Origin of the sequence: Staphylococcus sp. AtHG25 (assembly GCF_003217445.1) — a bacterium.
GTDB classification, from domain to species: domain Bacteria; phylum Bacillota; class Bacilli; order Staphylococcales; family Staphylococcaceae; genus Staphylococcus; species Staphylococcus haemolyticus.
This window is the reverse complement of the sequence record NZ_QJSN01000038.1, coordinates 1-4,072: the sequence shown is the minus strand read 5'-3', so window position 1 is coordinate 4,072 and position 4,072 is coordinate 1. Positions and strand designations below refer to the sequence as shown.

The window sequence follows — 4,072 nt, the reverse complement described above, 5'->3', positions numbered from 1 at the left end:
CATATTGATTTAATCGATCTTCCTGCAAATTCAAATTTTGCAAACCAGTTGAGACTCTTGCATAACCTATTTTCAAAATACAAACCTCCTATGTACATTTTCATTGTACCATAACTTAATTCTAACCCTATTTATGAACATAGATTTTCTGTTGAGTTATTGAACATTAAAATATGTATACTAGCTATATATGTCACTTTCCGTTTTATATTGCGCTAATTTTACTTGTTAAATTGCAAAAAAGGACGTAATAATACGCCCTTTTTTTATTATTTCTTTACTATTCTATATACTGTTGTTCTACTTATGCCTACCATTTTTGAAATTTCATTTGGCGTGTACATTCTACTTGCGTATAATTGTTTAATATATTTACGTTTATCTTCAGAAAGTTGAGGTCGTCCTCCATACCTACCACGTTCTTTTGCAGCTTCTAGCCCATTTGTTGTTCTTTCTTTTAATAATATATTTTCTGACTCTGATAACTTTTTAAATACTTCAATAAATGATTGTCCTTCTTCAGTATTGGTATTTATGCCTAAATTAAGTACTTCTAAATGGATATCATATGGTAGTATTCTACTTTCAAAAAATTCTATGAGTTTTTTTGGTGTAAATCCTAGTACTTTCAGTTTTTCTATCACTAATGTATCGTCTGTTTTTAACTCGTCTAAACAATGCTCAAGCTCTAGTTGTTCTTTATAATAAACATTTACTTGTTCAGAATAGACTAAGTCACAACCATTTATTAAGAGTTTCGTTAATTGAGTATCTAGATTTTGATCAGGATATGCTACACGTGCGTAACCAATTTTTCTCATTTTATACACCCTTTCGGCTTATTCATTTTCTCCGATTAATAAACCTTCGCGTGCTGTTTCGATAACGTCTACTGTTATTTTATTCAGTTCATTAATTTCCATAATTCGAACAATTTGTGAAAATAGTCTTTGAACAAGCCTGAAATTACCATTGGTAATCTTTATAACTGTATTAATTGCTTCATAATCCTCAAAATCTTCGTAACTTACTGGAAGAGATAGTTCTTGCCATTTATATTCCAAAATATGTTTTAATTCGTCATTTGTTAATTTATCGAATTGATGACTGAAGCCTATACGAGAATATAGTTGGGGGTATCTTGATAAACGTTTTTCAATACCAGGCATGCCTATTAAAATCATACCTATATCAAGTTGATCATAAATATCTCGTATTATTTCTAGTGTTTTATAATTTAATCGATCGATTTCATCTATAATAATCAAATCAATTTCATAATTGTTGTTTTGCAATCTAACTAATTCTTTAAGACCATCAAATTCTTCTTGTGTTTTCAAAGTGCGATATCCCATTTTTCCTAATGTTAATTGTGTAGCAAGGTTCAATAAGTCTTTGTGTATTTTTGAAGGGCGCACTGGAGGTGCTGTGTAAAATACTGTTTTACAACTTAAAAATTTGTCGTCATCTACATTTTTTCCTTGGTCATTTGCGCCAAGATATTCTGTAATAATCGGATTTACATAATCCCAATTAGCATAGTATTGCGCAGAAAAAGTTTTGCCTACCCCTGGATTCCCATAGCATACACCCATATATTTATACTTTGCACAATTATCACAAAATTCTTCAAAACGACGGTACTGTTTAGTTTCAACAAAAGTTTGATCAGTCATATTTATACCTCTTTAGTTTTGACTTCTTTTTTGTATAACTCTTGCTGTTTTGTTTACTCAGTTTTTCATTTTGTATATTTTTAACTACTTGTTTTGTGTTGACTATCGACTTACCTAAGGTTCTTTTATTATTTATGCGAGCTCGTTCAATTTCCTTAATACCTACACTTTGATTTTCCAATTCATTACAATAAGCAATGCATAAGAATTGGTTATTTAAATAGACTCTTACTTCTGAAATGTCATTTGGATCGTAGCGTATGAATACATCTTCGGTAATGTAAGCAATTAAAGTAGTTGAAAAATACCGTAGTCCCTTAAAATATATACCTTCTCTTCGAATTTTTCGTGGTTTACTTGTTGTTAACAACAATAAATCTAAACTTTCACGTGAAGTGGGCAAATTGGGTAAAAAGTTCGGTTGGTTCCATTTTTTTATAGGTGGCTCGTTTGTAGTTCCATGAGGGCGATAGTGATAATTGTTTAATAAAAATTCTTCGAATCTCTCATTTAATTCTTCTAAAGTTAGGTGTTTTCTAGTTTTTTTGTTTTTAGTATATCCAGGCAAAACCTCTAAAAACATCAAATTAACTGTTTGAAAAAAACGTTCTATTTTTCCACGGCCTTTTGGTATACCTACTTTAGAAAAAATAAGTTCCATTTTTAAATTCGCTGAAACTTGTTGCATATGCTCTGAAGTATAGTCTTTGCCATGATCAGTATAAAATTTTTCGGGGATTCCACAAACTGGCCAATTTGAATCACCTTTTTTCCAAATTGCTTCTCTAAGTACTAATGCTGTTCTAATAGTATCAGGCGCTCCGAATTCTATTCTATAACCTGCAATTGCTCTGCTGAAATCATCTAAGACAACAGTTAGCCAAGGTCTTTCAAGTTTGTTTTTTTCGTTTAAAACCTCTATATCTAACATAGTATGATCTGCTTGCCAAATTTCATTAGGATGGTTACATTCTCTAAGATAGATAGCATCATACTTTTCAGCATATTTTTTACTATTTAAATCAGAGTAGGATTTTAAATGATTAGATACTTTTTTTATACTTGTATAAACTTGCTTATAGCTAGGTGTAGGGTGATTCATTTGATTACACCAATCTACTGTTTTACGGTGTATTGATGCTATAGATATACCCTTGTTAATTAGATACTCGTTCTTAATATAATTGAGCGTATCTTCGTTTAGTTTAGCTTTGTCTAAATCCTTTCTTCTTCTGTTTATTAATCCTATTAAACCTTGATTGTTGTAGCTTTTCACCCAAGAATAAATTGTTCTTTGGGATATTTGCTTATTATTACTAATAACTTGAACTGACTGCTGTTTTTTTATATAAGGTTCAATAATTTTATATTTTCTCATAGCTTCTTGACGTTGATAATGCGTGTAGTCGGCCAAATTATTATCCACTTTACCACCTCCATCATTTGAAGTTTCAATCACAAAGATTTTTATGTTCTCGCCTCCTTTTAAATCATCATATAATAAAAATGTAAAATTACAACTAAAGTTGTAACGTAATTATTTGTTCATTTAGGGTTCACTCTAATTGAACGATAATTACGTGTTGTATAATCAATCTTCTAATTGTATGATTAGGGTGTGTGAGAAAGGGTGTTTAAAATGATAATCGGATATGCAAGAGTATCAACCATTGATCAGAATTTAGATAGACAAATCGAAAATCTACAATCTTTTGGTGCTGAAAAAATATTTACAGAAAAGCAATCGGGGAAATCGGTTGAAAACAGACCTATTTTTCAAGAAGTATTAAATTTTCTACGCATGGGAGATCGTTTAATTATAGAATCGCTTGACCGATTAGGGAGAAATTACGACGAAATTATTCAAACCGTTAACTATTTAAAAGAAAAAGAAGCCCAATTAATGATTACAAGCTTACCAATGATGAATGAAGTGATTGGCAATCCTTTACTAGATAAGTTTATGAAAGATTTAATCATTCAAATTTTAGCCATGATTTCAGAGCAAGAAAGAAATGAAAGTAAACGTCGACAAGCCCAAGGTATTAAAATAGCGAAGGAAAAAGGGGTATATAAAGGAAGACCTTTACTCTATTCACCAAATGCTAAAAATCCTCACAAGAGAATTGTTTACCATCGTGTTATTGAGCTACTAGATAAAGGAGAATCTATTAGTAAGATAGCTAAAGACGTGGGTATTACACGTCAAACAATTTATAGAATCAAAAAAGGAAGACCAAACTATAAATTTATAGAATAGAAAATATTTTTTGCTTAATCACAAAAATTTGAATAAAAATAGAGTCTGGGACATAAACCCTAGAGAAATAGCCAGTAAATGAGTTTTAACAAATTCATTTACTGGCTTCTTTATTTACAATACTCCGTATTGTTGG

4 protein-coding genes and 1 pseudogene are annotated in these 4,072 nt (G+C 30.5%); 1 reads left to right on the top strand and 4 read right to left on the bottom strand.

The features are described 5' to 3' along the window. The 4 genes and pseudogenes from BDW31_RS12285 to BDW31_RS12270 all read right to left on the bottom strand — a co-directional run. Window positions 1-76 (bottom strand): annotated as a pseudogene (locus BDW31_RS12285) (recombinase family protein); the annotation flags it as partial. Window positions 77-269: 193 nt separating this feature from the next. Continuing rightward, entirely contained in the window at window positions 270-821 is a 552-nt protein-coding gene (locus BDW31_RS12280) for a recombinase family protein (protein WP_002458495.1), read from the bottom strand. Window positions 822-839: 18 nt separating this feature from the next. Next, window positions 840-1,676 (bottom strand): AAA family ATPase, encoded by an 837-nt coding sequence (locus BDW31_RS12275; protein ID WP_053025637.1) that lies wholly within the window; start codon window positions 1,674-1,676, stop codon window positions 840-842. Then, window positions 1,669-3,102 (bottom strand): Mu transposase C-terminal domain-containing protein, encoded by a 1,434-nt coding sequence (locus BDW31_RS12270; protein ID WP_002458493.1) that lies wholly within the window; start codon window positions 3,100-3,102, stop codon window positions 1,669-1,671. Before BDW31_RS12270 ends, BDW31_RS12275 begins: the two co-directional genes overlap by 8 nt. Before the next feature lie 213 nt (window positions 3,103-3,315). Between BDW31_RS12270 and BDW31_RS12265 the strand changes: the two genes are divergently transcribed. Next, window positions 3,316-3,936, top strand: coding sequence for a recombinase family protein (locus BDW31_RS12265; protein ID WP_002458492.1), 621 nt, complete (start codon window positions 3,316-3,318; stop codon window positions 3,934-3,936). Window positions 3,937-4,072 lie beyond the last annotated feature (136 nt).